Raw genomic sequence first — 25,352 nt, 5'->3', positions numbered from 1 at the left:
GTGCCGTCGACCGGATCCTTGCAATCTAGCCTGCTCCGCCTTTAGCCGATAATCCTTGTCGGGAGAGATTCAAGGCAAGGAGCTGCCGGATGAGCGTTACCCTTTCGAGCCCTCACCTTCGGGCGCAAGTGTCCGAGAAGGGCGCAGAGCTCGTACGCCTTCAGGACGAAGAGGGCCAGGACCTTCTGTGGGACGGCAACCCTGCCTTCTGGACAGGGCGCTCCCCTCTGCTTTTCCCCGTCGTCGGTCGGGTGAGAAACGATCGCATCAGGGTTGATGGAGCGGAATTCGAGCTCGCCAAGCATGGTTTCGCACGCACGTCCCTTTTCAAGATCAGAGAGGCTGAGCAGTCCCACTGCCGGTTCGCCCTTGTTTCCGACGAGACCACACTTGGGCAATATCCGTTTCCGTTCGAGCTCGATGTGACCTACAGGATCGAAGACGCCACCTTGACGATCACCGCGTCGGTGACCAACACGGGCCCCAAGGCCATGCCTGTCTCCTTCGGCTTCCATCCGGCCTTCCGTTGGCCCCTGCCCTACGGAGCCCCGCGGGACGCGCATGCCATCCGTTTCGAGCGTGAAGAAGCCGCACCGATCCGCCGTCCCGTGGACGGGCTCATCAGCCGGGTTGTCGAGGAAAGTCCCGTTCTCGGCCGGATTCTTCGCCTGCAGGATTGGCTTTTCGAGACGGATGCTCTTGTCTTCGACAAACTCGAGAGCAAGTCCGTCACCTATGGCGCACCCGATGGCGGTTCGATCCGGGTCGACTTTCCGGATATGCCGCATCTGGGCATCTGGACCAAGCCCGGAGCGGGGTTCATCTGCATCGAGCCATGGCAGGGCCATGCGGATCCGGAAGGTTTTGAAGAGGAGTTCGCCGCCAAGCCGGGCGTCGTTCTCGTTCAACCGGGCGAAGCGCGAAGCTTTACGATGGCGATCACCGTCAGCCGCGCGGGCCTGTAGCCTTGGCGTCGGACCGCTCCGAGCCTATCTGCCCCTTCAATGGCTCGTCACGAGTTCGCGGATATGCTTGACCACATCCTCGCTTGAGTAGGGTTTCGGCACGAAGCGCCCATCATCCGGGATCTCTTCGGGAAGCGGCTTGTGATAGGCGGACGACAGCAGAAGAGAGATGTGCGGCCAGCGTTGCTGGACACTCTCGGCCAGGTCCAAGCCGTTCATGGATCCCGGCATGTCGATGTCTGTGAAGAGCACCTGCACGTCCCGAGAACAGGTCTCCAATACGGCCAAGGCTAGATCGGCATTCGCGGCCTCCAACACATGGAAGCCCGCATCCTGCAGATCCTCGGCCGCTGCCATCCGCACGAGAAGCTCATCCTCGACGAGGAGAACCACCGGCGTATCATCTGAATAATTGTTCATCATGAGCCATGGAACGAAACTAACATAGGTTAGTTCCTACTGCTCAGGTGGCTTTTAAGCGGGGGAGCCGGGCTATGGCGTCGCACAAGTTCAAGGTCGGGGATCAGGTGCGACTGGTCAAGCTTGCGAGCACGAATACGGTTGAGGCCTTTCTCAACCTTGTGACGGCCATCGATATCACCCGCTCCCAGGACGTATGGAAGATTACGCGCGTTCTTCCCGCCGACAGGAATGGCTTCCAGTATCACATCAAGGGTGATCGTGAGGGGCCGGAGCGCCTTGTTCGGGAAGAGCAGCTCCAATTCGCCCGTTCCGGGAGCGTCGGCCGTCTTTAGAACCCAAGCATCGCCAGATCGCTCACATACCGGCGACGCTTTCTTTCAAATACCGCAACGATGTGCGGCTCAGCTTGCCTTGCGCAGCGGACTTTCATCGACCTGATCGGCGATAGGCATCGTCCGGCTGCGGAACTGGTGCAGCTCTTGCCGAACTGTCTCAAGAACCGGATCGAAGGCCGGTCCATGTTCCTTCGCGATTTCGACAAGCACGTCGATCGCACGGAGCAGGCGCTCCTCGGTCACAGGCTCCCACTTGCGTCCTGACCAATCGTCCATCTCAGACCCTCCTCGTGGCTTGGGAGAGACACTGGTCCAGAGAGTCTTGCATCCGGGTTAAAGGCACCACTCAAAGTGCAGGCATGCACAGCCCTCCGAAGGGGCACTTCCTGCGTTTCCGTACCGGCATCACGAGCCTGCGGGTCGCTCGTGCCTGATAAGTATGTGGAACCGCTGTGTTATTCGAGAGGTTTACGGTTGAACCAGGCCGTTTGGCCAGTACCCGATCAATGAGGCTGTGTCCGACTATGGCAGACAATCCGGCTATCCAGCAAACTGGAACGCGGCAATCCTCCTCCTCTTCGACTGTCACGACCATGTGGGCTGTGGTTCTCGGATGGGCCCTCGTGCGCCTTGTGGCGAGCGGCGAGCGTTCCGCTCCGTCCTCGCCCCGTACCAGGTCTTCCTCATCGACTCCGGCGCAGACTCGAAGGCAAGCGCACAACACCGGTTCGGATATCGGCGAGAAGCAGCACGCTCCGCCTCAGGCGGCTGCCGAGAAGGGCCGCGGGCGCAGCGCAGACACGCCCACGGAGATCCCGGCACGCGGGTGGAAGGATATCCTGTGGCGCACCTATGAGGAGTTCAACAAGGATCGCGTTCTATCCGTTGCTGCCGGGGTCACCTACTACGCCCTGCTCGCCGTCTTTCCTGCCATCGCCGCCCTGGTGTCCATCTACGGCCTCTTTGCCGATCCCGCCACGATTCAGGATCATCTGAACACCGTGTCCGGCGTATTCCCGGGCGGTGCCCTCGACATCATCCGGGAGCAGGTGACACGGATCGCCTCGCAGGGCGGCGGGACACTCGGCTTCGGCTTCATCTTCGGCCTAGGACTGTCTCTCTGGAGCGCCAACGCCGGCATGAAAGCGATTTTCGACGCCCTCAACATCGTCTACGGAGAGGATGAGAAGCGAAGCTTCGTTCACCTGAACGTTCTGTCCCTCACCTTCACCCTGGGCGCCATCGGTTTCATTCTGTTCGCTCTCGCGGCCATCATCGTGCTCCCGATCATTCTGAAATTCATCGGCCTCGGTTCGGGCACAGAATGGCTCGTCTCCCTGTCGCGCTGGCCAATTCTCCTGATTGGAGTCACGTTCGGATTGTCGCTCCTCTATCGCTTTGGTCCCAGTCGCGACAAAGCGGAATGGCGCTGGGTGACGCCGGGCGGGCTCGTTGCTGCCGTCCTGTGGCTTGCCGTCTCCATGCTCTTTTCGTGGTATGTGGCGAATTTCGGAAGCTACAACGAAACCTACGGTTCGCTCGGCGCGGTAATCGGTTTCATGACATGGATCTGGCTGTCGACGACCGTGGTTCTGCTTGGTGCCGAGATCAACGCCGAAATGGAGCATCAGACCGTCCACGATACGACCGAGGGCGTTGATCAACCCATGGGTACACGCGGCGCCCGGATGGCTGACACGATCGGCGTCTCGAAAAGCTGAGCCCCGGCATCATTCTTCTCAAAGGCGCTCCCCTGGGGCGCCTTTTTCTTTCCAAACCTGTGCTGAGAACAAAGAAAATGCGCCGGCAAGATGCCGACGCATTTCAACCTGTCGGGAAAATGGTGAGCCTCGAACCTACCCAGCCGAGACAGCATCCCTCAGGTTCGGCGCCTTGTTGGCCCGTCCCTCAATGGCATGGTCCTCGGAGAACCAAGTGATCGTCGATTTCAGACCGGCATCGAGAGACATCCGCGGCGACCATCCGAGAAGCTTCTTGGCGAGAGTGATGTCGGGGCGTCGCCGACGCGGATCGTCCACCGGGAGCGGCCGCTTGACGACTCGGGAGGAAGAGCCCGTCATCGCCAGAACCTTTTCGGCCAGGTCGCCGACGGTGAGCTCCACCGGATTGCCGAGATTTATAGCTCCCGGGAAAGCCCCCTCATAGGCCATGAGGCGCAGGAATCCTTCGACGAGATCCGACACGTAGCAGAACGAGCGTGTCTGGCTCCCGTCCCCGTAAACGGTGATGTCCTCGCCTGCGAGAGCTTGGCAGATGACGTTCGAGACGACGCGGCCGTCATCGGCCCGCATGCGCGGGCCATAGGTATTGAAGATACGTGCCACGCGCACATCCGCACGCCCTGCGCGATCGAAATCGAACGTCAGCGTCTCCGCGGCTCGCTTTCCCTCATCGTAGCAAGCGCGCGGGCCTGTCGGATTGACGTTGCCCCAATAGCTCTCAGTCTGCGGATGAACCTCCGGATCACCGTAGATTTCGCTCGTCGACGCGAGGAAGAATCGCGCACCGATCGTTTCTGAGAAGGTGAGAAGGTTATGTGTCCCGACAACGCTCGTCAGCATGGTATGCTCAGGATCCGCCTGATAATGCGGTGGCGACGCCGCACATGCGAGGTTGAAGACCTCGTCGATCTTCAGACGCTTGGAACGCAAGCGAGCCGGCAACGGCTTGATGATATCGCCGTCGAGAATGTCAAAACGCGGCTCACGCTCGAGATGACGGAGATTTTGCTTTCGCCCCGTTTGAAAGTTGTCGAGGGCGATCACGTGAGCGCCTTCACTGAGAAGAGCATCGCAGAGATGAGAACCGAGGAATCCGGCTCCACCTGCTACGAGAACATGCTTACTTTTGCTATTCTTCATGAGAACGCTCTCCTTTTCAGATCCGTCTGGATCCAAAAGTACAAACTGGCTCTGCCCCAAAATTGACGCGTGGCATGTTCATGCCTTCTTAGAATGTATTCGTAAGGTTAGGACTCAACCGCCAAAGCGAACGGCTGTTCCTGGCGCCGGTGTCGAATAGCCTCATGGAGATCCCGCTCCATAGAGGCGGCCCGGTGAGCGGCAGTATGTTCCGCGAGAATGCGCTGACGCGCTCTTTGCCCCATAGCGCTTCTCTGATCTTCGGGCCATGTCGCGAGCACATCGATGACCTCTTCCGGCTTGGAAGCCAGGAGGATCTCGTTCGCCGGTTCGAGAAGCGTCTCAATGCCGTCCCAAATGTCGGAAATAATCGGCGTTCCGCAGGCGGCTGCCTCGAACAGGCGAACGCTCGGGCTGTATCCAGCCCGGATCATATCGGCACGCGTGACGTTGAGCGTATATCGGCTCTGTGCATAGAAAGTCGGATGGTCGTCCGGCGGCACATGGTCGATACGCTCGACATTCTCCGGCCAGTCGGTCCCTTCAGGATATTGCGGGCCAGCCACGGCAAAGCGCAGGTGAGGAGCGCGGCGCGCGGGCTCGATCAGGAGCCGTTCCAATGTCGGCTGCCGGTCGGGGCTGTAGGTCCCGAGATAGCTGAGATCCCAGCGCTTCTCGCGATCCAGGATCGGATAGGATTTCGGATCGACAGAGCAGTACAGGGCTCTTGCGGCAGGTGATCCGTACCGCTCCATGAGAACATCGAGCGTCGGCCCGCCAGTGAAGGAAAAATAGACGTCATAATTAGGAATAAGGCTTGGTGACAAATATTCGTAATCGCCCCGTTCCATCTTCGCGAGCGTGACCGGGGTATCGATGTCGTAGAATGCCACGATGCCATTCGCCAGACGCTGGACATAGCGGCCGACGTCGGTGCCATCCGGCACGTAGGAGCCGACGATGACCGCGTCGGCGTTTCCGATCACATCCCGATACCGGTCGAGATCTTTTAGATCGGAATAGAGTTCCAGGCGGCAGAAGTCCGGACTCGTCAGATCTCGGTGAGCGGCGTACCACGGCACGTCGCGCTCAAGAAACAGAACGTCATGCCCACGGGCCGTGAAGGCTCTGAGCAAGGCGCGAAAGGTCGTCGCGTGACCGTTTCCCCACGAAGAGGACAGACTCAACCCCAGGACAACGACACGGAGCTTGGTCACGCCACGCTCCTCTCGCGCTTCTGGGCAGCTTCTTCGCGCAGAATGACGTCGACCTCTGCGCCGCGCCGGGTATAGGTGTGCTCGGCCATGATCCGCGCGCGTGCGGCGTCACCGATCGCGCGGGCACGCTCGGGGGTTAGGGCTTCGACATGGTCGGCGACATCCTTGCCGTCACGCGCCACCAGAACCTCCTCGCCCTCCTTCAGGAAGAGTTCCAGGCCAATCCACGCATCGGTGATGAGACAGGCGCCTGCACCTGCAGCCTCGAAGACGCGGGTCGCGGGCGAGTAGCCTGTGCTGGCCATGGAGTCGCGAGCGATGTTAAGAACCGCCAGCGGACTCGTGTTGAAGGCGTTGTGATCACGCGTGTACACATGTCCGATGTGATGCACGTTTGACGGCATGCCTTTCGTCTCCCAGCCATTGCCGCCAATCAGGAAGCTGCGGTTCGGCAGGCGTCCGGCCGGCTCGAGGAAGAACTGCTCCACCCGCGCCTCGCGATCGGGCAGGCGGTTCCCCAGGAAGGACAGATCGGCCCGGAAGCGCTCATCCGCTGGGACCGGATGATGGGTCGTCGGATCGCAGGCATTGTAGATCGGGACGCAGCGGCGCGCGCCAAATCCCTCGTAGGCATCGATCACCGGTGGGCCGCCTCCATAGGTGAGCACAAGGTCGAGCGCCGGCATGGTGCGGTGAAGCGGATGATCGGGGCTCTCGCGCAGTTCGGCCAAGGTGGCAGGCGCGTCCACATCCCAGAAGATGCGGACGGCTTCGGGACGTGAGGCCGCCATGATCCCTTCGAGCAGTTCGTTGTCGAAGACACCGACTCCGGAGGCCTTCACCACGACGTCGGCCTTCGCAGCCTCGGCCACGACGCTGCGCATCGCCTCCTCCGTTGCGGGATAGACCTTCACCTCGGCCCAGTCCGGCGGATCGATGTCCCGGTGCTTCTGACGATCGAAGGCATCAGGTTCATAGAAGGTGATGCTGTAACCGCGGCGCGCCAGATCGCTCAGGAGGCCGCGATAATAGGTGGCGGCCCCATTCCAGTACGACGACAGAAGGCTGGAACCATAAAAGGCGATCTTCATGCAGACATCTCCATCGGCACCGAAGCGCCGTGACTTGCAAGAATGGCGAGGAGTTGATCGACCCGATGGGCGCAGGAATGGCGGCTGCGAATGGCCTCGAGACCATTCTCCACCAAGGAACGGCGCAGATCGGAATCGTTGAGGATCGCCGTCATGTGGCGCTCCATCTGCGTCTCGTCCCGAGCAACCAGATAATCCGTTCCTGGATTGAACAAGTTTTCCGAGTCGTTCCACGGCGCCGAAATCAGGGGGATGCCGCAGGCGAGAGCTTCGAAGACCCGGATCGTGGGGATACCCGGGAGCATGTCGACGTAGAACCGCCTCGGCACATGCACGGTCGCAAGGTGCTTCGCGAACACCTCGGGTGCGCGGGCATTCGGCAGCCAGCCGCGATAGGTCACGCCATAGCGGTCGAGCGTTTGGAGCGCCGCTTCCGGGTAGCGGACGCCATAGATGTCGAGCGGCAGGCCGACCTTTTGCGCAGGTCGAAACAGAAAGCTCTCCAGTTCCGCGCTTCTCTCGCCGTCGCCCCAATTGCCGATCCAGACCGGCCCTTCCCGCTTCGTCTCCTGGGCGGGAGGATGGAAGAGCCTTGTGTCGGCGGCCTCGTGCCAGACATGAACCCGGTCGCCCCAACCCCAGCGGCGATAGACCTCTGCGAGCGTTTGGCCGAAGGCGAGAACGCTGTCATAGCCGTCGAGATCGAACTGGCGGATGGCATCGGGATCGCTCACCGCCCTGTGGTGCGTGTCGTGGAAGATTAGCTTGAAGCGCCCGCCCTGTCGCCGCGCTCGGCCGATGGCGGCAACGAGCCAGGGCTCGTTCCATTCGTGGACGATCACCACATCCGCATCGGACAGGGTCTCTCGGATGTCGAGATCGGGATCGAAGATCGTCGAGGACAGTTCCGGATAAAGGTCACGATAGGCATGAAGCCCCGCCTCTCCATGATCCCTCCGGAGGTTCTCCAGGCTCCAGGCGCCCCGCGGCTCATAGGCCATGACCTCATGGCCACGGTGAATGAGCTCACGCAGGACTCCGCGCAGGAAATGCGCGTTGCCATGATTCCAGCAGGAGGCAAGGGAATGCGTGAAATAGATGAACTTCATGCAGCAGCTCCCTCAAGGGAGGATGTCGGAGACTTGCAGCGCAAGACGGAATGGTAGGCGCGCAGAACGCCCGCGCTCATGGCCTCGACCGTATAGGCGCCGGCTCGCTCTTGCGCGGAACGACCCATTGCGGCACGGGCTTCCGGATCGTGCAGAAGCCGCTCGATCTCCTCAGCCGCCGCCCTCTCGTCATCGGGAGCGACAAACGATGCAGCACCCTCCCACAACTCACGGAATGTCGGAATATCGGAGAGAACGAGTGCGCATCCACGTTGAGCCGCCTCCAGGACAGCAAGGCCGAAAGGCTCGTACCAGGCCATCGAAAGAAAGAGTGGCCTCCCGCTCAAGTGTCGCGCGACCTCTGAATCGTTCAAGCAGCCAAGCGGCCGCGCATGAGACACGTCGACACGAGTGCCGTTCGGACCATCGAGCGGCCCCGCCGCGAGAACCGGTACCGCAAGCTGGGATGCGACCCGGTCGATGGCGGTGAAATTCTTGCCTTCGTCCCAGAGACGTCCGGCCGTGAAGACGAAATCTCCACCGGGTTCCTGTCTGCCCAGCATCGCGGAGCGCCTACCGTTCCTGACGACACGCGGGGCCTGGACGAGACCATAAGCCTGGGCTGTTGCCTGCGCGAAGGCCAGCGTCGGAGCGAGAAGCCGGTCCGCGGACGCATAGCCCTTCGCGACGAGGTCCGTGCGCCAGACGAATTCCTCTGGCAGGGGACCACCCTTGACGGACTGCCACCAGGTCGCCACGCACGAATGGCAGACTGCCACGACCGGGACGTCGAACGGCACATGGGCTGCCAGAGCCGGGGAATTGAGATGAAGGAGATCGGGCCCGATCTGCGCCGCGATGCGTGCGACGGCCCGCCCCGTCTCCTCGACCTCGCGCACGCTGTCAGCCGTCCAATCGAGTGGAAGCCCTGTCAGGATGAGACTTGCGCCCATGGCCTCGGCCATGGCCTGCTGGTCTGCGGAGGGAGAGGGCCCCAGCACGGCGATTGTCGTCCTGACGCCTTCCGAGCGCAGGCCGTTCGCGAGATCCAGCGCGTATTGCCAGACGCCGCCGACCGCATCTGCCGTCATAAGTACATGCAGACCTGCGGCTTTGTCAGGCCCTTCCATGGCTGCCCTCGATTTTACGCAACGCGGAGGCGACGGAACCTCGCATCACAAAGCCTCTGCATTCTGGAGACGCGAAGGAGATGAACCCGAACGTGTGAGCCCCCGCTCCTCCTGCAGCCACTCCGCCAGAGCAGCCACACCCTTGAGCCAGCTGACCGGCTGCTTCAAACCAAGCTCACGCGTCGCGAGGCGCGCATCCGATACATAGTATCGCTGATCGCCGGCACGCCACTCATCGTAGACGGTCTCGACGGGACGGCCGATGACCTCCTCGATATGGGTGAGAAGCTGGCGCAGGCTGATGGCATTGGACGGGCCGCCGCCGAGATTGAAGGCTCTTCCCTGAACCGCATCGATCCGCTTCCATGCCGAGGCATAAGCGGAAACAGCATCGGAGATATCGAGCACGTCGCGGACTTGGCAGCCATCGCCATAAATCGTGATGGGCTCGCCCTGAAGCGCACGGATCAGGAAGTGGGCGACCCAGCCCTGATCCTCGGTTCCCATCTGGCGCTGACCGTAGATGCAGCTCATCCGCATGACGCAGGTCGGGATCCCGAACGAGCGGGCATAATCCAGCACGTATTGATCGGCCGCGCCCTTCGAGCATCCATAGGGTGTGTGAAAATCGAGCGGCCGGGTTTCACCAATTCCAACGTCGCGGATTGCAGGATCGCGCGGCTTGTAGGCGTCGTTGGTCTTCTCCAATTCCACGTCGGCGAGGTCGCCGTAGACCTTATTGGTGGAAGCGAAGATCAAGGGAATCCGCTCGCCTCGCTGTCTCAGCGCATCGAGCACGTTCAACGTCCCGCGAATGTTGATCTCGAAATCCTCGCGGGGGTCGGCGAGACTGGTCGTCACCGCAACCTGCGCGGCCATGTGGAATACGGCCTGTGCATCACGAATGGCATCGGCAACCGACGCCTCATCGCGTATGTCGCCGATCATCGCTGAGACTTTTTCGGGATGCCGTTTCTTGAGCCATTCGAGGTTCCGGTCGACGCCGGGGCGCGCGAGAGCGTCGTAGATCAGGACGTCATGACCTTCACTGGCAAACCGGTCGGCAAGGTTGGATCCGATGAAGCCCGCGCCCCCGGTCACAAGAATCGGGCGGCGACGGAGGACGGGCGGCGCCGAGGCCGTTGTGTCTGACACCGTCATGCCACCAGACCTCGCGCTTCAAGCTCCTTCCGGGCTTCGTTGACGAGATCCTTGGCTTCCTGCTTAGCGACCCATTCGGCAAGTTCTGCCAAGCCCTCGGCAAAGTCCTTTCTCGACTTGTAGCCTAATTCCTGCTGGATCCTTCCAATATCGGCGATGCAATGACGGATGTCGCCGATGCGCGTCTTGCCGGCGATTTCCGGCGCCATTGGACGGTTCATCGCCTGGGACAGAAGTTCCGCCACTTCGGATACGGTGCGATCCTGCCCGCTGCCGACATTGTAGACGCCGCCCGGAGCATTCTCATGTTCGAGGGCCAGGACGAATGCCTGCGCGACATCCTCCACATGAACGAAGTCACGACGTTGCCGACCATCTTCGAATATCATCGGCGGTTGACCGTTGTGAAGTCGCGATGCGAAGATGGCGAGAACGCCCGTATAGGGATTGGAGAGAGCCTGCCCCGGGCCGTAGGCGTTCCACAACCGCAGGGCCACGCCCTCCATGCCGTAGGCCGGACACAGAGTCAGGGTCAGCCGCTCCTGAACATATTTCGAGAGCGCGTAAACAGAGGCCAGCGCAGGCTTTTTCCACTCAGGTGTCGGAACGGGAATGAGCGGGCGGCCCTGATCGTCTAGCGGATCCCACGGATCGCTCTCACTGCGGCGGGGCACACGAACGACATCCTCATGGATGCGTCCATCAGCATCCTTATAGAGGCCCTCGCCGTAAATGCTCATGGATGACGCCACGACCACCCGCTTCACCGGATTGTCGATAAGTTGCTGGAACAACACGGCGGTACCGTAATCGTTGACGGAGACATAGCGATCCACCGCATACATGCTCTGGCCGACGCCGACCTCAGCGGCAAGGTGGACGACTTTCGTCGCTCCCTTCAGAGCCCGAAGGAGCGCCGCCTCATCGCGCACATCGCCGACCACCACCTCCACGTCCGGATCGAGGCCCTCGCTCTGATTCCGGTTGCCGTGAACCTGTTCGATCAGACTGTCGAGTACGCGCACCTTGTGGCCACGCTCCAGGCACGCCTGTGCAACATAGCGTCCGATGAAGCCCGCACCGCCTGTAATGAGGATCGTATCCGTCACAAAATATCTCCAGATTGGTTTCTGGTCTAAGCGCCGATGGTTCATACAGGAGACGGACAACCCATTCCCAAGCTGGAAATGCGACGCGGAACATGCACATCATCCAGATTGGGAACAGGTCCAGAAGCGGACCTCGCCAAACGAGGCCTGCGCACTATGTCCCCTTCAACAGCTTGAGCTTGCGCAGAAGAAACTACGCATCTACATCTTTGTTCCTGACTTGAGCACTGTAGTTTAGGCGCTCGGCTCGGAAGACAAGAGTCACAGACCCGGAATCTGAGCGGAACAACAAACCTTCTTCAAACGTTGAAGGCCACGCTTTGGAAAAAGGTCGAGGCTTGGTGCCTGCGGCCTACGAAGCGCTTTGCCTGAAAAGAAAACACGTAGCGGGCCGTACAAGGGAGATTTAGTCATGAGTTCGAGGAAGGTCCGCGTCGGTATCGTGGGCGTCGGGAATTGTGCCTCGTCCTTCGTGCAGGGTCTCACCTACTACAAGGATGCGAAAGGCAACGAGCCGGTGCCTGGCCTGATGAATGTCGAGCTTGGCGGATATCATATCAGCGACATCGAACTTTCCGCCGCCTTCGACGTGAATGTCTCGAAGGTGGGGCACGACGTCTCCGAAGCGATCTTTGCCGAACCGAATAATACGCAGCGTTTCTCAGCCGTTCCCCCGAGCGGGATTATCGTCAATCGGGGCAAGACGCTCGACGGCCTCGGCAAATATCTTCATGACGTGATCGATGAATCCCCCGATGAAGAGGCCGACGTCACGGAGATCTTGCGACAATCCAAGACGGATGTTCTCGTCTCTTACCTGCCCGTCGGCTCGCAGAAAGCAACAGAATGGTACGCCGAGCGCGCGCTCGAGGCAGGCTGTGCGTTCGTAAATTGCATCCCCGTCTTCATCGCGTCGGATCCGGAATGGCGCAGGCGGTTCGAAGAGCGCGGGCTCCCCATCGTCGGCGACGACATCAAGAGCCAGGTGGGTGCCACTATCGTCCATCGGGTCCTCGCCAATCTCTTTCGTGAGCGCGGAGTGCGTCTCGACCGCACCTATCAGCTGAACTTCGGCGGTAATACCGACTTCCAGAACATGCTGGAGCGCGAGCGTCTCGAATCGAAGAAGATCTCCAAGACGCAGGCGGTCTCGAGCCAGCTCGATATTCCGCTTCCCGCAGACGATATCCATGTGGGGCCGAGCGACCATGTTCCGTGGCTCACCGACCGCAAATGGGCTTACATCCGCCTGGAGGGAACAACCTTCGGCGGGGTTCCGCTGAACATGGAGGTGAAGCTCGAAGTCTGGGATTCGCCGAACTCCGCCGGCATCGTGATCGACGCGGTGCGCTGCGCGAAGCTTGCCATGGATCGCAAGATCGGCGGCGCACTCACCGGCCCATCCAGCTACTTCATGAAATCACCGCCACAGCAATTCACCGACAACGAAGCCCGCGACAGGACGATCCGCTTCATCGACGGCGATGAAGATTAGAGCGCGGGAGGGTCGCGGTGACCACCACGTTCTTTCTCGTCCGCCATGCCGCTCATGATCGAGTAGGAACGGTTCTGTGTGGCCGCATGCCTGGCGTTCATCTTGGCGCACCAGGCAGAGCCCAGGCGGATCGTCTGGCTCAGCGCTTCGCGGGCGAGAACATTTCCGGCATTTTCACCAGCCCTCTTGAGCGAGCCTTGGAAACCGCACAACCAATTGCAGCGCGCCTCGAACAATCCCCTCAGGTTTGCGATGCCATCACTGAAATCGAATTCGGCCGCTGGACGGGTCTGAGTTTCGAATCCTTGAATCAGGATCCGCTCTGGTCGTCCTGGAATGTGTCGCGCAGCACCAATCGCGCTCCCGAAGGGGAGACCATGCTGGAGGCTCAAGGGCGCATTGTCGGGATCCTGGAACGGATACGCCGCCGCTACGCTGAGCGCTCTGTCGTTCTCGTGAGCCACAGCGATGTCATCAAAGCTGCGCTCCTTTACTATCTCGGCATGTCCCTCGACGCTTATGGCCGCCTTGAGGTGGAACCCGCCTCGATTACCACTCTCGTCGTGGGCGATTGGGGATCAAAGCTTTTCCGACTGAACGAAGTGGTGGCCGCATGAAGATCCTCATATTCGGCCTCACCATCTCGTCATCTTGGGGCAACGGCCACGCAACCCTGTGGCGTGGCTTGTGTCGCGCTCTCGGGAAGCGAGGGCACAGGATCGTGTTCTTTGAAAAGGATGTTCCCTATTACGCCGCGAACCGCGATCTTGTGGAAATCCCTGGAGGCGAGCTCGTCCTCTACGAGGATTGGGAGAGCATTCGCGCTCACGCGGAAAGGGAACTTAAAGATGCGGATGTGGCTCTGGTCACGTCCTATTGTCCCGACGGCATCGCGGCTGGTGATCTCCTGTTTTCCGCTCCGCGCGCCATCCGGGCATTCTACGATCTCGACACGCCCGTTACCTTCTCGCGCCTCGATGCGGGCGAGCCGATCAGCTATATCGGCCCAAGCGGTCTGAGCGAGTTCGATCTCGTTCTGAGCTATACGGGCGGCCGGGCTCTTGAAAGGCTGCAGACCGACCTCGGCGCACAGCGCGTTGCCCCCCTTTATGGCCATGTGGATCCGGATGTGCACCACCCGGTACAGAGGATCCAGCATTACACTGCCGATCTTTCCTATCTCGGCACCTACGCAGCCGATCGACAGGATGCCCTGCAGCGGTTGTTCATCGATCCTGCCGCCTGCCGGCCGGATCGACGCTTTCTGATCGGCGGTGCGCAGTATCCAGCGGATTTTCCATGGCAGCCCAATATCCATTTCGTCCAGCACCTGCCGCCGCCGGAGCATCCCGCCTTCTTTTCGTCCTCTCGTCTCACGCTCAACATCACGCGGCAAGCAATGGCCGAGATGGGATGGTGCCCATCTGGTCGTCTGTTCGAAGCGGCAGCCTGTGGCGCGCCCATTCTCTCGGATTGGTGGGAAGGCCTCGACAGCTTCTTCAAACCCGGCAGAGATATCCTGATTGCTGCCAACATCGACGAATCCGTCGCAGCGCTCGACCTCACGGACGACGAATTGATCCGTATTTCCAAGGCGGGTCGGGAGAGAACCCTGGCCGAGCATACGTCGGATCACAGGGCGAAGGAACTTGAGATCCTGCTCGAGGGCACCACATCCCTTTCGACCTCGGCCGGCGGATCCGCCGTCATGATGGAGGCCTGACCATGTGGGGAATCATACCTGCTGCGGGCATCGGAAGCCGCATCCAGCCTCTGGCCTTCTCGAAAGAGCTCCTGCCCGTGGGCAGCCGCCTCGACAATGGCATCGAGCGTCCCTGTGCCGTCAGCGAGTATCTCGTCGAGCGCATGATCTATGGCGGGGCGGAAAAGATATGCTTCGTCATTTCTCCCGGCAAGTCAGACATCATGGAATACTATGGCGCAAGCTACGGCGGCGCTTCCATCGCCTATGTGGTCCAGCCGGAAGCACGCGGCTTGTGCGACGCGATCTTCCAAGCGGCTCCGCTCATTCCAGCCGATGAGAGCGCGATCGTCGGTCTTCCGGATACGGTCTGGTTCCCCGAGAAGGCCCTCGCGGAGCTGCCGGAGGATTGTCTCTCCTTCCTGCTCTTTCCGGTCGAGAATCCCGAGGTCTTCGACGCGGTGATCCTGGATGAGAGCATGCAGGTGCTAGAGATCCAGGTGAAACAGGCCGATGCCGCCTCACAGTGGATCTGGGGTGCGTTCAAGATGCCCGGCCATGTGCTCGAAACACTGCGCAAACTCTGGATGTCGCGCAATCGCGATGACGAATTCTTCGGCACCCTCGTGAATGCCTATCTGGCTGAAGGCGGGAAGGCCGTCGGCGTGAGAGCGGGCCAGTCCTATGTGGATGTGGGAACATTGCATGGCTATCGCGCCGCCATCGGCCTACTGAGCGATGCGGCGAAGCACGAAACCATTACAGGCGCGCGCGTCGCCCTCGGCTGGCCGGCCGGACGGCTGCCGCGCGGACTTCATGATTTGAACAGGGAGTAATCGTCACGATGAATGCCGTCGATCCCATGCCGCTTGAAGAAATCCGTCAAAAAGCCGAAGCGCTCGGACCCTGGTTCCACAACATCGAGCTCAAGGGCGGTGTCTGGACCGCACCGAACCATTTTCTCGGCAACTATCCTGCGGTGAAGTGGCAACGATTTGCCGACGCGATCCCGCAGGACCTCACTGGGAAAAGCGTTCTCGACATCGGCTGCAACGGCGGCTTCTACTCCATGGAAATGAAGAAGCGCGGTGCGGAACGCGTACTCGGAATCGACTTCGACGAGGCCTATCTCGCGCAGGCGCGATTTGCCGCGCAGACTATGGGTTACGACATCGAGTTCCGGAAACTGTCGGTCTATGACCTGGGGCAACTCGGCGAGCGCTTCGATGTCGTTCTCTTCATGGGCGTGCTCTATCACCTGCGTCATCCCTTGCTGGCCCTCGACCTGATTCACGAGAACGTCGCCAAGGATCTTCTGGTGTTCCAATCGATGCAGCGTGGATCCACGGAGGTCATGCCCGTCGACGAGAACTACACCTTCTGGCAGACGGATCACTTCGACGATCCGCGCTATCCGAAGATGCACTTCATCGAGCACCGTTATGCCGACGATCCCACCAATTGGTGGGCGCCCAATTCCGCCTGCGTCGAGGCCATGCTCCGCAGTGCCGGGTTCGAGATCGTCCAACATCCTGAAACCGAAGTTTACATCTGTCGCCGTGTCGATGCCCCACCCGGTGCGGGTGCGGTCTACCCGGCGCAAGGGAGACACGCATGATCGAAGCCGCAATGATCTGGAACGAGCCCAACAACAAGTCCCACTGGGACCCGGAGATCGATCCAGATTGGAAGCTTTTCTCCGATATGGTGATCGCCTCGGGGCAGGCCATCAAGGCTGAAAACCCCAATCTGCCGCGCGTTCTCGGCGGCATCTCGCCCATTGATCCCGGCTTCATCAGGAAGCTGGAAGAACACGGCGCTCTCGAGCACTTGGATGTCGTGGCCGTTCATGGCTTTCCGCTCGATTGGAACCTATGGCAGATCCACGAATGGCCCGCGAAGATCGACGAGATCCGCGCGGTGACGGACAAGCCGATCTGGGTCAGCGAAGTCGGCATCTCGACCTTCGGCGCCGAGGAAGTGCAGGTCTGGGGCCTGAACCGGACCGCCGAACTCCTGATCGGCAAGGTACCTAAGATCCATTGGTACAGCCTGTACGATCTTCCCCGCGCCTGGGAGGCCACGACGCGGCACAGGGAAGCCGAGGGCTCGTCCTATTACCGGCACTTCTACATGGGGCTCCTGCGTGAGGACGGTACGCCAAAGCCTTCTCTCGAGGAATTCGCCAAATACGCGCCGCAGATGGGCCTGTGCCAGTGGTTCCACTATGAAGACCATCGCCTCGACGAGGCCGTGGCATGGATGAAGCGCCTGGGCGTCAAGTACCTTCGCACCGGCCTGTCCTGGGCCGACAGCTACCGCCCGAACGCGCTGGCTTGGTTCGATCGGCAAATGGAGGCTCTCCAGGATTTCGACGTGACGGTGACCTTCTGCTTCACCCCGGAACATCGCGGGATCGCGCCACACCACACAAGTGCGCCGCAGGTGAAGGAGGAGTTTGCGGAATTCTGCGCCAGCATGATCCGCCGCTATGCACCTGCAACCCCGGCTGCTCAGTCCAGCAAGGTTCTGGAAATTCTCTGAGGCAAACGTCGCCCCCTCTCACATCATGGCCGGCCCTGTGCCGGCCATGATGTGCATGAATGATACGGGTGACGGCGAAATTACTCTCTTGCTCGAGCGAAAGCATTGTACGTGCTTTCGAACACAGGTCCGATGCCTCAACTTATCGATTTAACGCATCTTTCCACGCAAAGCCGTTTCCCACTTTTTGCATCCGATTCTCTATCGTCCATAGATCCGGTCGAGCACCTTTGCGACACTAACAAGATGGTCAGCAGCCGGATCGAACCGCTCCCCCGTCGCAAGCCGTGAAGCCCAGTCGGCTGCCGCGCGGCCACCCCATTCGTCCGGCGGCGAGGTCAATGTCTCGCGAGACGTGCCCCAATAGCGCTCCGTCGTAAAATCATAGAAGGATCCATTCACGTTGCGCAACGATACTCCACCCTGCGTTCCATAGAACGTGGCGGAGATGATCGCGTCGCATCCGGCCTGAAGCCGCCAGGAACAGGCGAGTTGCACCACGCTGCCCGTGTCCAGCTCGACGGTCGCGACGGCATAATCCTCCACCTGCGATGCAGAATCCTTGAGCGGTGCACCGCCCGCAAAGAGCTTGCCTGTGACGCTCCCCACTCCGGGGTTGTTCAATGTCCAAAGGGCAAGATCGACCAGATGCACGCCGAGATCCATCACACAGCCGCCGCCGGACAAGGCTGGGTCGTAGAACCATTGCTTGTCCGGTCCGTAGGCGTTGTGGAACACGAGATCCACGGCATAGACGTGCCCCAGTTCGCCCGAATTGATGATCTCGCGGATGCGCCGCATGCCTTCCGTGAAGCGGTAGGAGAGATCGACGCATAACAGTCGGTCGGCCTTTCGCGCCGCATCGACCACCGCTTGCACCTCGGCCTCTGTTCGTCCGAGCGGCTTCTGGCAGAACACGGCGACGCCACGCTCCAGGGCTCGGATCGACTGCTCCGCGTGCAGGGCGCTTGGAGTCGCGATCACGACGCCGTCGACGCCGAGATCGAGGATGTCGTCGAGGCTGGAAACCCGTTGCGCGTCGGGTGCCAACGTACCAGCCTCGGTGACCATGTCGGGCGATGGGTCGGCAATGGCAGCGACATCGACGGCCCCAGTCCCGAGGATCGCCTGCATCCGATGCCGGCCGATCCAGCCGACGCCGAGAAAGCCGACGCGCGGACGAGCAACGGAAGATTCGGAATTCGTCTTGAGCACAGCCTGTTGCACCATCAGTACGTCACCAGGGCCTTGAGGAAACCGTCCGGGCGGTCGCGCGTGGCATCGAGTGCTTCGTCGAGCCGTTCCAGAGGATAGGTGTGGGTGTAGAGGAAGCTCGGATCGAGGCGGCCCGACGCGATGGCGTCCACGGCCTCACGCAATCCATCCACGTAGACCTTCGGGTCGCGTTCATGCGCGTTGATCACATCGATGCCGCGCCAGTTCCAGAGCCACATGTTGACCTGCCGTGGGCCATCCTGGTGGTAGCCGGCCACGATCAACTTGCCGCGCTCGCGGGTCAGCTCGCCCGCGAGATCGAGCGGCCATTGCTTGCCGACGGCCTCGATCACCCGGTCGCAGAACGTGCCGCCAGTCAGCTCCTTGACCCGCTCGATGATCGCATGGTGATCCTCCATCGGGATCGTCTCGGCCGCGCCCATGCGGCGCGCGAGATCGAGCGAGAACGACCGTCGCGAGATCGCGATCACCCGCGCGCCGGCGTCGGAGGCGAGCTTCGTGAGAATGGCGCCGAGAAAGCCGATACCGATGATGGCGATCGTCTGCCCGGCCACGATGTCGCTACGCCGGAAGATATTCATCGCACAGCCGAGCGGCTCGCCGGGAAAGGGCTGGCCCGCCAGGGAATCAGGCAGGCGAACCACGGCGTCGGCCTCGGCAAGATCGTATTCCGCATAGGACTTGTAGGAGAGTGCCGCGACCCGGTCTCCGATCGACAGGCCCTCTACACCATCACCGACCGCGTCCACGAAACCCCAGGCCTCATGCCCGAGAGCGCCCGGCTCGGTTGGATATTGCATCCATTCGGGGCCGGCCCAAGGCGTCAGGTTCGAAGCGCAGACGCCGCAGCCTTCCAAGCGGAGCCGCACTTGCCCCTGCCCCGGCACGGGACGTTCAACCTCGTTGATCTCAATCTTCCCGGGTCCTGTAAGGATGGCGGCCCGCATCGTTCCCGGAGCCCCGGCCGGCTCATCGCTCCCTCTCGACGAAGAAGCGGCAATGTCGTTGCCGGCACCACTCTCTTTCAGCAAGTTTGCCCCTCCACCATACCGCCCGAGCAATTAGGGACAGGGGAGGAGACTTCAAGGCTAGGCTATTTGTGACAGGGTCTGGTGAGCTCACGCCGTCATTCGAGCGCACATCTCTGCTACGTATGTCGTGCGCGCCTTACCGTCAGGCTCCAAGCCCTGCTCGGCGCACCATTTCGCGAAAGCAGCGGGCTCGATCAGGATACGTTCGATTCGAAGCCCGGCCTGTTGTCCGACGGTCTCGTTGTTCTCGGCTGAGGCCAGCCACATCTCGTAGGTCGAGGCGAGATTGTGCCGGTCGGTCATCATGGTGCGGATACGAGGATAATCCTCCCGGCTGTACCAAGGCAGGCCAATCCGGCGGGGTGGCGCATCCGTCATTCATCAAGTCTCCAAACGATCGGCACCGGGCCCGCTGATCAGAGGCTCGGTGCCGTAGCCTTCTTTCAGCTCAGCAGGTAGAACACTGCCGGGGCGGCCGTGAGCAGCCCGGCCGTCGTGAACAGCATGAGCCGATGATCGGGATTTGCGATGCGATGGACCTTCCGTGCCGTAGAGCCTGCTTCCATGCTCCAGCCGTTCATGCAGGAGCAGAGAAGGCGATGGGAGGCTCCTTCCGACAATTCGAAAAATTCCATGGCGTCCCCAAGCGTGTCGCCCTTCAGGCCGGCGGCGCGCAGGACCGGATCTTCAAACGCGACCGTAATGGGAGATTCGTCCGACCGCAATTCCGGCCGCTTGTCCTTCGGGACGAACTCGATCTCACCCAGTGACCTCAAGCGCCGTTTCGGCTGGCGCTCCAACACTTCGGCCCAACGCTCGAGGCGCTCGCGCCGTGACAGGAAACCTTGGCTCAACTCATGCACTTCAGCGACGCTACGCAGCTTCTCTACAGGCTTGTGTTCCATAGGTATTCTCCTGCAAGGGAGCCGACCCTCGAAACCAGGGCCGAGCCCAGGGAAACCTATGATCGCGTGAGTCCCTGGCTTTTTTGCGTCAAAGTGTCCTTTTAGAAAAGCGTTTCGTGCGGGTGAGCCACGTGCTCCTGGAAGATCGCCCCGGTGGCTGGCTCCACCTCTTTCAGCACCACGGCATAGCCCCAGAGATTGGCTACCATCTGAAGCACCCGCTGGGCGTCGTCTTTGTGCAGCAGGGTGCGATTGAGAACGTGATGATGCAGGATGAGGCGCCTGTCTCCGGCAAGGTCCACGTCAACCACTTGGATGTCGGGATCGCTCCAGCCGACATCGTAATGGCGAGAGAGCGAGCGTCGCAGACGTCGATAGCCCCGCTCGTCGTGAATCGCCTCGATCATGAGCTCGGGCTGATCCGGATCGTCGACGAGATGGAACATGCGCCATTGCCGGATCAGGTGAGGGCTCAGGAACTGAGAGATGAAGCTCTCGTCGCGATAGTTCGCCCACACGTCACGCAGCACCGCCATGGCATCGCCGCTGCCCGCGATGTCGGGGAACCAGTCCCGGTCCTCCGCGGTCGGCTGGGCGCAAATGCGCTCGATGTCCTGCATCATGCCGAAACCGAGGGCATAGGGGTTGATGCCGCCGTAATGCGGATCGTCGAACTCGGGCTGCCGGGTCACGTTGGTGTGCGACTGCAGGAACTCGAGGAAGGAACCGTCGCTGAGCTGTCCCGTCTCGTGCAGGCGCGTCATGATGCGGTAGTGGCAATAGGTGGCGCAGCCCTCGTTCATGACCTTGGTCTGCCGCTGCGGGTAGAAGTACTGGGCAATCTGGCGCACAATTCGCAGGATCTCCCGCTGCCAGGGCTGCAGGCGCGGCGCCGACTTCTCAAGGAAGTACAGGATGTTCTCCTGCGGCAGTTCGAGAAGGGCGCGGCGACGCTCCTCGCTTAGCGGCGGCTTCGCGGCCGCTCCCTTGGTGGGCACCGTGCGCCACAGGTCGTTGAAGGTCTGCTCCTGGTGGAGATGGCGCTCCCGCTCGCGACGCTCCTCCGAGCGCAGGTCGGGCCGCTTCTTGCGCGGATAGCGGTGCACGCCGTGAGACATCAGGGCGTGGGCGGCGTCGAGAACGCGCTCCACGGCCGCATGTCCGTAGCGCTCCTCGCAGCGCGTGATGTAGCCCTTGGCGAATTCGAGATAATCGAGGATCCCGTCCGCGTCGGTCCATTCCTTGAACAGGTAGTTGTTCTTGAAGAAATGATTGTGACCGAAGGCCGCGTGGGCGATGACGAGGGTCTGCATCGTCGCCGAGTTCTCCTCCATGATATAGGAGATGCACGGGTTCGAGTTGATGACGATCTCGTAAGCCAGGCCCATGAGTCCCTGGCGATAGCTCGATTCATGCAGGGCGAAGCGCTTGCCGAAGGACCAGTGCTTGTAAAACAGGGGCATGCCGATCGACGCATAAGCGTCGAGCATCTGCTCGGCGGTGATGACCTCGATCTGGTTCGGATAGACGTCGAGCCCCAGCTCGCCAACGCCGATGGTCTCGACGGCATCGTGGATGCGCTGGATCGTTCCGAAATCCCAATCGGCACCGTGGAAGAGCAGGTTGTCGTCCAGGGTCACGCTCATGGCACCCTCGCTCCTGCTTCCGCATCGCGTCGGCGAAAGAGTTCACGGAAGACCGGATAGATCTCGCGGCGGTGATTCACCTTGCGCATGGCGAGGTTGGCCCCCTCCTCCAGGAGTGACTCGTAGGTCTGCCACAGGGAGGTCTTGTGGTTGATGAACCCCGTCTGCATCCGGTCGCTGTCGCTGCCGACCTCGAGATAAGCGTAGTACTGGCAGACCGGCAGGATCACGTCACGCAGCAGGGCAGCGCTGGTGGCGCCGTCGTTGGGCGAGTTGTCGCCGTCGGAGGCCTGCGCTGCGTAGATGTTCCACGCATCCGGCGAATAGCGCTCCTCCACGATCCGCTGCATCTCCCGAAGGGCCGAGGACACCACCGTCCCGCCGGTCTCGGGACTGTTGAAGAAGGTCTCCTCATCCACCTCCTTGGCCTCGTGGGTGTGGCGGATGAAGACGATCTCCACATGCTTGTAGCGTCGCGTCAGGAAGATGTAGAGCAGCATGTAGAAGCGCTTGGCCAAGTCCTTCATGTGCTCGGTCATGGAGCCCGAAACATCCATGAGGCAAAACATGACCGCCTGGGCGACAGGCTTCGAGACCGGCTCGAAGCGGCGATAGCGCAGGTCGATGGGATCGATATAGGGGAAGCGCCGGGTGCGCAGCTGGAGCTGCTCAAGTTCCGCGCGCAGGACGGCCAACCGGTCGGACGGCCCTTCCAGTGCCTCAAGGCGGTCGATCTCCTCCTGAAGGCGGAGCAGATCCTCGGATTTCGGCCGCCGCATGGCGATGCGGCGGGAGAGGGCGTTGCGCATGGAGCGCAGCAGGGCAAGGTTGACGGGGGAGCCGGTGACCGTATAGCCGGCCCGCCGCATGCCTTGCGTCTCCACCGTCGCGACGCGCCGCTTGGCGAGATCCGGCAGTTCCAGGTCGTCCAGGAAAAGGTCGAGGAACTCGTCGCGGGTCAGGACGAAGCGGAAATCGTCCTCGCCCTCGCCACTGTCTCCACCCGCTGAACCGCCGCCACCGCCGCCGGGGGGCCGCTCGATGGTATCGCCTTCCACGAAGCGCTTGTTGCCGGGGAGGATGTGATCGTGCACGCCGCCCTCGCCGGACCGCCGGAAGCTGGGCTCGCGAACACCATCGGCCGGGATCGAGACCTCCCCTCCCCGTTCGAGATCGGTGATGTCCCGATCGCCTGCGGTCTGACGTACGGCCCGCTGGATCTGCGCCTTGGCGCGGCGCAGAAAACGTTGGCGATTGGCCAGACTCTTGCCCCCTGGGTTGAGGCGCCGGTCGATGATGTACATAGGAACGCCTGATCTGCCTCCGTCTTCCGTCAGCCCGCCTGCTTCACGCGCATGTACCACTCCACCAAGCGACGCACCTGGCGCTCGGTGTATCCGCGCGCCATCATCCGCTCGACGAACTCCCCATGCTTCTTCTCGGTCTCGCTGTCCTTCTTGGAACCGAAGCTGATGACAGGCAGCAATTCCTCGACCTGCGAAAACATGCGGCGCTCGATCACGTCGCGGATCTTCTCATAGCTCGTCCAGGACGGGTTGCGGCCCTGATTGCCGGCCCGCGCTCGGAGCGAGAACTTGACCACCTCGTTGCGGAAATCCTTCGGATTGGCGATGCCGGCCGGCTTCTCGATCTTGGTCAGTTCCTGGTTCAGGAGCTCCCGGTTCAGGAGCTGGCCGGTATCCGGATCTTTGAAGTCCTGATCCTCGATCCAGGCATCCGCATAGGCCACGTAGCGGTCGAAGAGGTTCTGGCCGTAATCGTGGTAGGATTCCAGGTAGGCTTTCTGGATTTCGTGGCCGATGAAGTCCGCGTAGCGGGGTGCCAGCTCGGCCTTGATGAATTCCAGGTACCGTCGCTCCACGTCCTGGGGAAGTTGCTCGCGCCGCAGGGATTGCTCGAGCACGTACATGAGATGGACCGGGTCGGCCGCCACCTCGATGGTGTCGTGGTTGAAGGTGGCGGACAGGACCTTGAAGGCGAAGCGGGTCGAGATCCCGTCCATGCCTTCGTCGACCCCGGCGGAGTCCTTGTATTCCTGCAAACTGCGTGCACGAGGATCGACCTCGCGGAGGCTCTCGCCGTCATAGACGCGCATCTTCGAGAAGAAGTTCGAGTTCTCATGCGCCCGCAATCGCGACAGGACCGAGAAGCGGGCCAGCATTTCCAGCGTGGCCGGGGCGCAGGGGGCGCCAGCCAGCTCCGAACTGCGGATCAGCTTGTCGTAGATCTTCTGCTCCTCCGTGACCCGCAGGCAATACGGCACCTTGATCACGTAGATGCGGTCGATGAAGGCCTCGTTGTTCTTGTTGGTGCGGAAAGTCTGCCATTCCGCCTCGTTGGAATGCGCCAGGATGATGCCGCTGAACGGAATGGAGCCGATATTCTCGGTGCCGACATAATTCCCCTCCTGCGTGGCGGTGAGCAGGGGGTGCAGCATCTTGATTGGCGCCTTGAACATCTCGACGAATTCGAGAATGCCCTGGTTGGCGCGATTGAGGCCGCCGGAATAGCTGTAGGCGTCAGGATCGGCCTGGGACAGGGTCTCGAGCTTGCGGATATCGACCTTGCCCACGAGGGACGAAATGTCCTGGTTGTTCTCGTCGCCGGGCTCGGTCTTGGCGATGGCGATCTGCCTTAGCCGCGACGGATTGATCTTCACCACTCGGAACTTGGAGATATCGCCCTTGAATTCGTCGAGCCGCTTGATGGCCCAGGGGCTGAGCAGGTTGGTCAGGCGCCGGCGCGGAATGCCGTACCGCTCCTCCAGGATCGGCCCCATCTGCTCCGGGTCGAAAAGGCCGAGAGGGCTCTCGAAGACCGGGCTGATCTCATCACCTGCCTTCAGGATATAGATCGGATTGACCTCCATGAGCGCCTTCAGGCGCTCGGCGAGGGAGGATTTGCCGCCGCCGACGGGGCCGAGCAGGTAGAGGATCTGCTTGCGCTCTTCGAGGCCTTGGGCGGCGTGGCGGAAGAAGCTCACGATCATCTCGATCGTCTCTTCCATGCCGTAGAATTCGGAGAAAGCCGGGTAGACCCGAATCGTGCGGTTCATGAAGATGCGGCCGAGGCGTGCATCCTTGGACGTATCGACAAGCCGAGGCTCGCCGATGGCCGCCAGGATGCGCTCGGGAGCGCTCGCATACATCATGGGATCGTTGCGGCACCCTTCCAGGTAGTCCGCCAGGGACATCTCCGCCTCGCGGCGGGTTTCGTATGTCTTCAGAAAACTCGAGAACAGGTCGTCGGAATGATGCATGGCGCCACCGAAATCCAATCCCTCTCAGAGACAACTATTGTGCACCGCTAAGGTTGCCCAGACCAGCGATACTGACGATGCGGTCAAATGA

Annotated in this window: 25 protein-coding genes; 9 read left to right on the top strand and 16 right to left on the bottom strand. The window is 61.2% G+C overall.

Annotated elements, in window-relative coordinates:
• The first annotated feature begins 89 nt into the window (after window positions 1–89).
• Window positions 90–965 (top strand): aldose 1-epimerase family protein, encoded by an 876-nt coding sequence (locus OC446_RS01585; protein ID WP_262027294.1) that lies wholly within the window; start codon window positions 90–92, stop codon window positions 963–965.
• A gap of 36 nt (window positions 966–1,001) precedes the next feature.
• Here the strand turns inward: OC446_RS01585 and OC446_RS01580 are convergent, their stop codons facing one another.
• A complete protein-coding gene (locus tag OC446_RS01580; RefSeq protein WP_262027293.1) occupies window positions 1,002–1,388 on the bottom strand; it encodes a response regulator in 387 nt (128 codons plus the stop codon).
• Window positions 1,389–1,459: 71 nt separating this feature from the next.
• Between OC446_RS01580 and OC446_RS01575 the strand changes: the two genes are divergently transcribed.
• Entirely contained in the window at window positions 1,460–1,720 is a 261-nt protein-coding gene (locus OC446_RS01575) for a hypothetical protein (RefSeq protein WP_262027292.1), read from the top strand.
• Between the two features lie 69 nt (window positions 1,721–1,789).
• Here the strand turns inward: OC446_RS01575 and OC446_RS01570 are convergent, their stop codons facing one another.
• Complete coding sequence (locus tag OC446_RS01570; RefSeq protein WP_262027291.1) at window positions 1,790–1,999, bottom strand: hypothetical protein; 210 nt, start codon at window positions 1,997–1,999, stop codon at window positions 1,790–1,792.
• Window positions 2,000–2,247: 248 nt separating this feature from the next.
• Here OC446_RS01570 and OC446_RS01565 point away from each other — a divergent pair, with 248 nt between their 5' ends.
• Complete coding sequence (locus OC446_RS01565) at window positions 2,248–3,444, top strand: YihY/virulence factor BrkB family protein (RefSeq protein ID WP_262027290.1); 1,197 nt, start codon at window positions 2,248–2,250, stop codon at window positions 3,442–3,444.
• Window positions 3,445–3,579: 135 nt separating this feature from the next.
• On the opposite strand, the gene OC446_RS01560 is transcribed toward OC446_RS01565, so the two are convergent.
• From OC446_RS01560 to OC446_RS01530, 7 genes are all read right to left on the bottom strand, one after another.
• Window positions 3,580–4,605 carry a UDP-glucuronic acid decarboxylase family protein gene (locus OC446_RS01560; RefSeq protein ID WP_262027289.1) on the bottom strand — a complete coding sequence of 342 codons (1,026 nt, stop codon included), beginning with the start codon at window positions 4,603–4,605 and terminating at the stop codon, window positions 3,580–3,582.
• A gap of 107 nt (window positions 4,606–4,712) precedes the next feature.
• A complete protein-coding gene (locus tag OC446_RS01555; RefSeq protein ID WP_262027288.1) occupies window positions 4,713–5,822 on the bottom strand; it encodes a glycosyltransferase in 1,110 nt (369 codons plus the stop codon).
• Window positions 5,819–6,913, bottom strand: coding sequence for a glycosyltransferase (locus OC446_RS01550; RefSeq protein ID WP_262027287.1), 1,095 nt, complete (start codon window positions 6,911–6,913; stop codon window positions 5,819–5,821). Before OC446_RS01550 ends, OC446_RS01555 begins: the two co-directional genes overlap by 4 nt.
• Window positions 6,910–8,022 carry a glycosyltransferase gene (locus tag OC446_RS01545; RefSeq protein WP_262027286.1) on the bottom strand — a complete coding sequence of 371 codons (1,113 nt, stop codon included), beginning with the start codon at window positions 8,020–8,022 and terminating at the stop codon, window positions 6,910–6,912. Before OC446_RS01545 ends, OC446_RS01550 begins: the two co-directional genes overlap by 4 nt.
• Window positions 8,019–9,113, bottom strand: coding sequence for a glycosyltransferase family 4 protein (locus OC446_RS01540; protein ID WP_262027285.1), 1,095 nt, complete (start codon window positions 9,111–9,113; stop codon window positions 8,019–8,021). The genes OC446_RS01545 and OC446_RS01540 overlap by 4 nt, the downstream gene beginning before the upstream one ends.
• 84 nt (window positions 9,114–9,197) lie before the next feature.
• The gene (locus OC446_RS01535; RefSeq protein ID WP_262027284.1) at window positions 9,198–10,313 is read right to left on the bottom strand and encodes an SDR family NAD(P)-dependent oxidoreductase; all 1,116 of its coding nucleotides are present in this window, start codon (window positions 10,311–10,313) and stop codon (window positions 9,198–9,200) included.
• A complete protein-coding gene (locus OC446_RS01530; protein ID WP_262027283.1) occupies window positions 10,310–11,467 on the bottom strand; it encodes an NAD-dependent epimerase/dehydratase family protein in 1,158 nt (385 codons plus the stop codon). The genes OC446_RS01535 and OC446_RS01530 overlap by 4 nt, the downstream gene beginning before the upstream one ends.
• Before the next feature lie 367 nt (window positions 11,468–11,834).
• Between OC446_RS01530 and OC446_RS01525 the strand changes: the two genes are divergently transcribed.
• From OC446_RS01525 to OC446_RS01500, 6 genes are all read left to right on the top strand, one after another.
• The gene (locus tag OC446_RS01525) at window positions 11,835–12,917 is read left to right on the top strand and encodes an inositol-3-phosphate synthase (RefSeq protein ID WP_262027282.1); all 1,083 of its coding nucleotides are present in this window, start codon (window positions 11,835–11,837) and stop codon (window positions 12,915–12,917) included.
• Window positions 12,918–13,003: 86 nt separating this feature from the next.
• Entirely contained in the window at window positions 13,004–13,534 is a 531-nt protein-coding gene (locus tag OC446_RS01520; protein WP_315986475.1) for a histidine phosphatase family protein, read from the top strand.
• Window positions 13,531–14,640 carry a glycosyltransferase gene (locus tag OC446_RS01515; RefSeq protein ID WP_262027280.1) on the top strand — a complete coding sequence of 370 codons (1,110 nt, stop codon included), beginning with the start codon at window positions 13,531–13,533 and terminating at the stop codon, window positions 14,638–14,640. Before OC446_RS01520 ends, OC446_RS01515 begins: the two co-directional genes overlap by 4 nt.
• Window positions 14,641–14,642: 2 nt before the next feature.
• Window positions 14,643–15,455, top strand: a complete 813-nt coding sequence (locus OC446_RS01510) for a nucleotidyltransferase family protein (protein WP_262027279.1) — start codon at window positions 14,643–14,645, stop codon at window positions 15,453–15,455.
• Between the two features lie 8 nt (window positions 15,456–15,463).
• Complete coding sequence (locus OC446_RS01505; RefSeq protein ID WP_262027278.1) at window positions 15,464–16,237, top strand: TIGR04290 family methyltransferase; 774 nt, start codon at window positions 15,464–15,466, stop codon at window positions 16,235–16,237.
• On the top strand, window positions 16,234–17,163 hold the full coding sequence (locus OC446_RS01500) for a beta-xylosidase (protein WP_262027277.1): 930 nt from the start codon (window positions 16,234–16,236) through the stop codon (window positions 17,161–17,163). The genes OC446_RS01505 and OC446_RS01500 overlap by 4 nt, the downstream gene beginning before the upstream one ends.
• 201 nt (window positions 17,164–17,364) lie before the next feature.
• Here OC446_RS01500 and OC446_RS01495 read toward each other — a convergent pair whose 3' ends face one another.
• The 7 genes from OC446_RS01495 to OC446_RS01465 all read right to left on the bottom strand — a co-directional run bounded on the left by OC446_RS01495 (window position 17,365) and on the right by OC446_RS01465 (window position 25,261).
• On the bottom strand, window positions 17,365–18,393 hold the full coding sequence (locus tag OC446_RS01495; protein WP_262027276.1) for a Gfo/Idh/MocA family protein: 1,029 nt from the start codon (window positions 18,391–18,393) through the stop codon (window positions 17,365–17,367).
• On the bottom strand, window positions 18,393–19,346 hold the full coding sequence (locus OC446_RS01490; RefSeq protein WP_262027432.1) for an MDR/zinc-dependent alcohol dehydrogenase-like family protein: 954 nt from the start codon (window positions 19,344–19,346) through the stop codon (window positions 18,393–18,395). The genes OC446_RS01495 and OC446_RS01490 overlap by 1 nt, the downstream gene beginning before the upstream one ends.
• Window positions 19,347–19,517: 171 nt before the next feature.
• The gene (locus OC446_RS01485; protein ID WP_262027275.1) at window positions 19,518–19,808 is read right to left on the bottom strand and encodes a hypothetical protein; all 291 of its coding nucleotides are present in this window, start codon (window positions 19,806–19,808) and stop codon (window positions 19,518–19,520) included.
• Window positions 19,809–19,873: 65 nt separating this feature from the next.
• Window positions 19,874–20,335 carry a hypothetical protein gene (locus OC446_RS01480; protein WP_262027274.1) on the bottom strand — a complete coding sequence of 154 codons (462 nt, stop codon included), beginning with the start codon at window positions 20,333–20,335 and terminating at the stop codon, window positions 19,874–19,876.
• Window positions 20,336–20,436: 101 nt separating this feature from the next.
• Window positions 20,437–21,981, bottom strand: a complete 1,545-nt coding sequence (locus tag OC446_RS01475; RefSeq protein ID WP_262027273.1) for a SpoVR family protein — start codon at window positions 21,979–21,981, stop codon at window positions 20,437–20,439.
• Entirely contained in the window at window positions 21,978–23,285 is a 1,308-nt protein-coding gene (locus OC446_RS01470; protein WP_262027272.1) for a YeaH/YhbH family protein, read from the bottom strand. The genes OC446_RS01475 and OC446_RS01470 overlap by 4 nt, the downstream gene beginning before the upstream one ends.
• A gap of 29 nt (window positions 23,286–23,314) precedes the next feature.
• A complete protein-coding gene (locus tag OC446_RS01465) occupies window positions 23,315–25,261 on the bottom strand; it encodes a PrkA family serine protein kinase (RefSeq protein WP_262027271.1) in 1,947 nt (648 codons plus the stop codon).
• Between the last annotated feature and the right edge of the window lie 91 nt (window positions 25,262–25,352).

The organism is Microvirga sp. Mcv34 (assembly GCF_024519725.1).
Lineage (GTDB): Bacteria > Pseudomonadota > Alphaproteobacteria > Rhizobiales > Beijerinckiaceae > Microvirga.
This window is presented reverse-complemented; position numbering and strand designations above follow the sequence as displayed.